The sequence below is a fragment of the Endozoicomonas sp. genome (assembly GCF_051008435.1).
Classification (GTDB): domain Bacteria; phylum Pseudomonadota; class Gammaproteobacteria; order Pseudomonadales; family Endozoicomonadaceae; genus Endozoicomonas_A.
Map to the genome: position 1 here is coordinate 1 of NZ_JBPCXO010000151.1, position 5,886 is coordinate 5,886.

The window sequence follows — 5,886 nt, forward strand, 5'->3', positions numbered from 1 at the left end:
TACGACGCGGGTCTGTATATCGGGTGCAATATGAGTCATGACTGAGAGTAAAGAGAAAGGTTTAGTAGAAAATGGCACAAAACTCTGAAAAATCCAGCCTATTTTGAGGGGGCTGAATAGTTACAAAAAATGACCTCGCTCTACTGAATTTTAATCTCGATCACTACTCTCGGTCAGCCCCTAGACTAACTGCATAAAGCCTGAATCCAAAAGCCCTGGCGTAAGATAGTTTGATTCATATCAAGATTCTCGGTCATACTCTTTACCGTGAGTTATCTTTCATCCTGCAAGGTGACGAAAAATGACTCTAGTCGCTCATGGCTATTGATGCAGGACGACTTGGCTGTTGTCGAAACATGTCAGCAGTTCATCAATTTCGAGATCACAAATCTCTTCACTCAGAGACCCGATACCCGTAGTCTTAACAAGATTCAGGTTTCACTCTGAAAAATAAAAATAATGACCGTAAGGAGCCCTGACATGAGTGCTCAAATCAACCATTTCATCGCTGGCCTGCCCTCTGCTCCCAGCGAGCGTCAGCTGTCTGTCTTTAATCCGGCTACAGGACAGCAGGAAGCCTCTGTATCACTGGCCAGTGCCATTGAAGTAGAGGTTGCCATAGCCACAGCCAAACAGGCTTTTGATCAGTGGCGTAACGTTACGCCGCTAAAACGCGCCAGAATTCTATTCAAGTTCAAGGAGCTGGTTGAAAAACACCGTGATGAACTGGCAGAGATGCTCACCAGAGAGCACGGTAAAGTGCTGGATGATGCTCAGGGTGATATTACCCGTGGGCTTGAGGTCGTGGAGTTTGCCTGTGGCATTCCTCACCTGCTCAAAGGCGAGTTCACCGAAAATGTTGGGACTGATGTAGACGCCTGGTCTGTCAGCCAGCCTCTGGGGGTCGTTGCGGGAATAACCCCTTTCAATTTCCCTGCCATGGTTCCCATGTGGATGTTCCCTCTGGCCATTGCCTGTGGCAATGCCTTTATTCTCAAACCTTCAGAGAAAGCGCCCTCTGTGCCAATGCGCCTGGCAGAGTTAATGAAAGAAGCAGGCCTGCCAGATGGCGTGTTGAACGTTATTAATGGTGATAAGGAAGCTGTGGATAGCATTCTCACCTCTCCAGATATCCAGGCAGTTAGCTTTGTTGGCTCTACCCCTGTGGCTGAATACATTTATCAAACAGGCTGCCACCACGGAAAGCGGGTTCAGGCTTTGGGTGGTGCCAAAAACCACATGGTTATCATGCCAGATGCCGATCTCGATCAAGCGGTTGATGCACTGGTAGGAGCTGCTTATGGCTCTGCCGGTGAACGTTGCATGGCCATTTCTGTTGCTGTAGCTGTGGGTGATGTAGCTGATGCTCTGATTGAACGTCTGGCGCCCAGAGTGGAAGCCTTGAAAGTAGGGAATGGTCTGGAGTCTGGAATTGAACTGGGACCTCTTATCAGTGAGGAGCACCGCAGTAAGGTATCCGGTTATGTCGATGCAGGCGTTGCCCAGGGTGCCAAGCTGGTAGTGGATGGAAGAAACTATTCTGTTGAAGGCCTTGAAGAGGGTTATTTCTTCGGTGGCTGCCTGTTCGATAATGTCACCAAAGATATGTCTATTTACCAAGAAGAAATTTTTGGACCCGTGCTATCGGTAGTGCGTGTGTCTGACTATGAGACAGCGGTCAGAATGATCAATGATCATGAATACGGTAATGGCACGTCCATCTTCACTCGTGATGGTGACAGTGCACGACAGTTTGCCCATGACATCCAAATCGGCATGGTAGGGATTAATGTGCCTATCCCTGTGCCAATGTCATTCCATAGTTTTGGTGGCTGGAAACGCTCCTTGTTCGGTCCGCTGCACATGCATGGCATGGAAGGCGTCAAATTCTATACACGCCGTAAAGCGATTACTTCCCGATGGCCGACGGGCATCAGAGCGGGTGCAGAGTTTGTTATTCCTACTATGAAGTGATGTTAATTTAGTATTCTCGGGGGTATTCTTCTGACGCTGACTGGACCCAGATAGCGAAAGAAAATCATCAGATAGGAAAAGCAGAATGAATACCCACCGAGCCTTTAAACCCGGAACGTTGTGGAACAGGTTATCTGAGGCAACACGTACTGCTCGTGCCAGCGGTCATTTGAAGTCCAGTGAAACTGATATCGAGATCATCCAGGACATACTCCCCTACGAAGTCCGAATTCTCAGCGAGTTAAGAAAGAAGCCCAACCGGAATGCTTCTGCATCCAACCACCCCAATCCATTTCTTCCCTACGATCCTGCTATGCATGTAGTGGATCTGGAAACTGGCCATGTGCTACTGCTCAACAAATTCAATGTTGTGGACAATCATTATTTAATCGTCACTGCAGAATACGAAGACCAGGAAGAAGCTTTTGAGTTGAAAGAGTTTGAAGCCGTTGCCCGAACACTGCCTGAATTCCCTCAATTAGTGTTTTACAATTCAGGCAGAGATGCGGGAGCAAGCCAACCCCACCGACACCTGCAATCACTACCAGTAGATACTCTTCCTATCGACCAGGCATTGACTAACATTCCTGATCAGCCAGGCAGACTGGAAAGCTTGCCTTATGAACATTTAATCGTTCAACTGAGTAGCCAGACCACAAACCAGCCCTCACAGTGGCTGCAGCTTTACCGGCAAATGATTGATCGTTTAAGGTTGCGAAAGGAAGATGGTCGACTAAAGCCTTATAATTTTCTTATGACTGATCAGTGGATGATGATGATTCCACGAACAGAGGGCCGTTACGACGCCATCTCAGTCAATGCTCTGGGGTTTGCCGGTCTGCTGCTGGTGAAGAACAGGGAAAGATTTGAACAGTTGCTTCACCATCAACCCAGTAAAATATTAAGCAGCCTGACGAGACACAGTTAAGAACCTGACTGAAAATAGCACTCATGGATAAAGTGCATCAGAACAAGCTCTCTACTCTCTGTCAGACTCTTTTATACATGGCTATATGAGGAATACCATCTTCCTCATAGATCTCACCTTCAGCCTCAAAGCCATAAGCGCCATAGAATGCTTGCAGGTGGGCCTGGCCACTGAGATAAAGATCATGTTCAGGGAACAGTTCAAGGGCTTTTTCCACAGCCAGTCTCATCATCTCTTTTCCCAGACCACTTCCTCTATAGGAAGATGAGGTGATAACACGACCAATAGCCACCACAGGGCTTTGAGAGGATGGAGGTATCACCCTTAGATAGGCTGCAAGATAGGCTGCAAGATCATTTCGATCTTTGCCCCACCCCGATAAATGCAGGGATGTCTGATCAAGACCATCCGCATCATGATAAGGACAATCCTGTTCAACAATAAACACATCCTGTCTGGCTTTCAGAATGCTATAAACTTCCTGCCCGGAAAGCTCTTCAAATCTGGACCACTGCCAATTAATCAAATCCGACTCCAACCCAAAACCATTAAATCAGTGCGTGAATCTCATTTCACTTTAGAGTGACAGAGTATCCTGCTCACAGATCCATCTCTCAAGGGTTATAACAAAAAAACTCTGGCTGCCTGAAGCAAACCAGAGTTTTTAGTTAAAGAAATCGAATAATTAGATTTCAGACAGCATTTCGGTAGCAGGTCTGTATGTCAGGTTTTGTACCTGAGCAACACTTTCGCAAGTGACTACGCCTTTACAAACATTCAAACCTTCGAGCAGATATGAGTTATCCTGCAGAGCTCTTCGAGTACCTTTATTAGCGATTTCGACAACATAAGGCAGTGTTGCATTCGTCAGGGCAACCGTAGATGTTCTGGCTACAGCGCCTGGCATGTTGGCAACACAGTAATGAACGACACCGTCCACAATGAAGGTTGGATCGTCATGAGTAGTTGGTCTGGAAGTTTCAACGCAACCACCCTGGTCAATAGCGACATCAACAATAACAGAACCACGCTTCATTCTGCTGATCAGATCTTTGGTGACCAGTTTTGGGGCCGCTGCACCAGGTAACAGAACACCACCTACCAACAAGTCAGCGCTCAGGGCATGCTCTTCAATAGAGTGATGAGTAGAAAAGACAGTTTTGATCCGGTTGCCATAATGAGCATCCAGTTGTCTCAGAGTATCAACAGAACGATCCAGAACGACGACATCAGCACCCATACCCACAGCCATAGCTGCTGCATTCTGACCAACGACACCACCGCCAATAATCACAACCTTGGCTGGATCAACCCCTGGAACACCGCCCATGAGAACACCACGCCCTGACTGGGACTTTTCCAGACAGTGGGCGCCCGCCTGAATAGACATACGACCTGCTACTTCTGACATAGGAGCCAGTAGAGGTAAACGACCATTCTTATCGGTTACGGTTTCATAAGCGATGCAAGTTGCTCCGGACTCAATCAAATCCTGAGTCTGAGGAACGTCGGGGGCGAGATGAAGGTAAGTAAAGAGGGTATGGTGAGGGCGTAATCTTGCTCTTTCTACTGCCTGAGGTTCTTTGACCTTAACGATCAATTCTGCCTGTTCGAACACTGCCTCGGCACTGTCCACAATAGTGGCTCCAGCACTCTGATAACAGTCATTGGTGAAACCGATGCCTGCTCCGGCATTCATTTCAACAATAACTTCATGTCCCTGTTCCACGAGTTCCTGAACTGCAGCAGGTGTTAACCCGACTCGATACTCATGATTTTTAATTTCCTTTGGCACACCTACCAGCATATATTCCTCCAGTCTGAGCTTTGCCTAGCAGTTATATTCCAGTATATGGCCTTTTACTTAGTAAAATATTCTGATTTAACATTTATTTCGGGAGGTATTTCTAAAAAGATCATCACCACAAATAAAATCACCAAAACTCAGAATTTTGTCGACCTTTAACAAATAGAAACAATTAAGGAGTCTGTAAAGCACTGTAAAAGGCTGGAAAAAGCATGCCCTGAGTCAAAAAAACGAAATATACCAGTGCTATTCTAGCCTCGAATCCGGGGAGTCAGTATTCATCCTGAACCCGGAATGGACTACCGGGATGGTGGATAATCACTGTATGGAGCCAATAGCCGGAGGCTGATGTGCCCGACACTATTTTTATGCTCGAATACCTGAATCGTATTGGCGTAGACATCAAACAATTTGTTGATCAGAAAGCACTGAGAGCTGAATATTTCAGAAGAATTTACAGGGTGGATGCCAGAGAAAAAATCATTAGCCAGGATGGTAAACCTGTAGGCAAAGCCAGTAATCCAAGACACCTCCATTGAGTTATGAGTCACGACTCTGAAAATACTCAACAACTTGTAAAGGAAGCTATCGAATCATAGCTTTTGTGCCTTGCTTGGCTATAGAATGCCCTCATGGACATTATCATCTGGATGCTGCTCGGGGCAGCTTTTGCCTGGTACTGGGCAGATACAACAAAAGCGAGAGAAGTCGCTATCTTGCATGGCAGACGCGCCTGCAAGGAAATGAACTTACAGTTTCTTGATGGGACTGTTGTTCGCTACTCCACTCGCTTTAAGCGGGGTCCCGGTGGTCAGATGTATCTTGCCAGAGATTTCAGTTTTGAATTCACACCCAACGGGGTTCAACGTTACCCGGGGCATATCCGTTTGCTCGGCAAATATTTGCAGGTTATGGACTTGCAGTACACCCGTCCTGAAGAACAGCAAACTTCCAACCTGATTATGTCTACTGAGTATTCAGAAGAATCCCAACCCAAGAATAACAATCCATCCAATGTGGTCGACCTGGCAAATTACCGGGGCACAAGACACTAGTACAGAAAAACAATTTACTTGTCCTGTAGCAATGCCGGAATTCTCCATTCTGGCATTCTCCCCTGACATCGTTCAGGATTTCATTTATGCCAGCCCGCTATCGCATTCTTTTATCGTCTGAT

Annotated in this window: 6 protein-coding genes; 4 read left to right on the forward strand and 2 right to left on the reverse strand. The window is 46.6% G+C overall.

Going from position 1 to position 5,886, the window contains the following annotated elements; genetic code table 11:
- Window positions 1-480 precede the first annotated feature (480 nt).
- Both ACR2PX_RS07360 and ACR2PX_RS07365 read left to right on the forward strand, forming a co-directional pair.
- Window positions 481-1,974 carry a CoA-acylating methylmalonate-semialdehyde dehydrogenase gene (locus ACR2PX_RS07360; protein ID WP_433998706.1) on the forward strand — a complete coding sequence of 498 codons (1,494 nt, stop codon included), beginning with the start codon at window positions 481-483 and terminating at the stop codon, window positions 1,972-1,974.
- 85 nt (window positions 1,975-2,059) lie between these two features.
- On the forward strand, window positions 2,060-2,902 hold the full coding sequence (locus ACR2PX_RS07365) for a DUF4922 domain-containing protein (RefSeq protein WP_433998707.1): 843 nt from the start codon (window positions 2,060-2,062) through the stop codon (window positions 2,900-2,902).
- Between the two features lie 61 nt (window positions 2,903-2,963).
- Here the strand turns inward: ACR2PX_RS07365 and ACR2PX_RS07370 are convergent, their stop codons facing one another.
- Together ACR2PX_RS07370 and ald are read right to left on the reverse strand one after the other, a co-directional pair.
- Window positions 2,964-3,428 carry a GNAT family N-acetyltransferase gene (locus ACR2PX_RS07370; protein ID WP_433998708.1) on the reverse strand — a complete coding sequence of 155 codons (465 nt, stop codon included), beginning with the start codon at window positions 3,426-3,428 and terminating at the stop codon, window positions 2,964-2,966.
- Window positions 3,429-3,587: 159 nt separating this feature from the next.
- Window positions 3,588-4,709: an alanine dehydrogenase gene (gene ald, locus ACR2PX_RS07375; protein ID WP_433998709.1), complete on the reverse strand. Its 1,122-nt coding sequence runs from the start codon at window positions 4,707-4,709 to the stop codon at window positions 3,588-3,590.
- A 350-nt stretch (window positions 4,710-5,059) separates the two neighbouring features.
- Between ald and ACR2PX_RS07380 the strand changes: the two genes are divergently transcribed.
- Both ACR2PX_RS07380 and ACR2PX_RS07385 read left to right on the forward strand, forming a co-directional pair.
- Window positions 5,060-5,248: a hypothetical protein gene (locus ACR2PX_RS07380; RefSeq protein WP_433998710.1), complete on the forward strand. Its 189-nt coding sequence runs from the start codon at window positions 5,060-5,062 to the stop codon at window positions 5,246-5,248.
- 93 nt (window positions 5,249-5,341) lie between these two features.
- Window positions 5,342-5,764 carry a DUF3301 domain-containing protein gene (locus ACR2PX_RS07385; protein ID WP_433998711.1) on the forward strand — a complete coding sequence of 141 codons (423 nt, stop codon included), beginning with the start codon at window positions 5,342-5,344 and terminating at the stop codon, window positions 5,762-5,764.
- The last annotated feature ends 122 nt before the right edge of the window (window positions 5,765-5,886 follow it).

Coding starts and splice junctions, on each gene's coding strand:
- ACR2PX_RS07360 (WP_433998706.1), top strand. CDS start 481: ATGAGTGCTCAAATCAACCATTTCATCGCTGGCCTGCCCTCTGCTCCC.
- ACR2PX_RS07365 (WP_433998707.1), top strand. CDS start 2,060: ATGAATACCCACCGAGCCTTTAAACCCGGAACGTTGTGGAACAGGTTA.
- ald (WP_433998709.1), bottom strand. CDS start 4,709: ATGCTGGTAGGTGTGCCAAAGGAAATTAAAAATCATGAGTATCGAGTC.
- ACR2PX_RS07385 (WP_433998711.1), top strand. CDS start 5,342: ATGGACATTATCATCTGGATGCTGCTCGGGGCAGCTTTTGCCTGGTAC.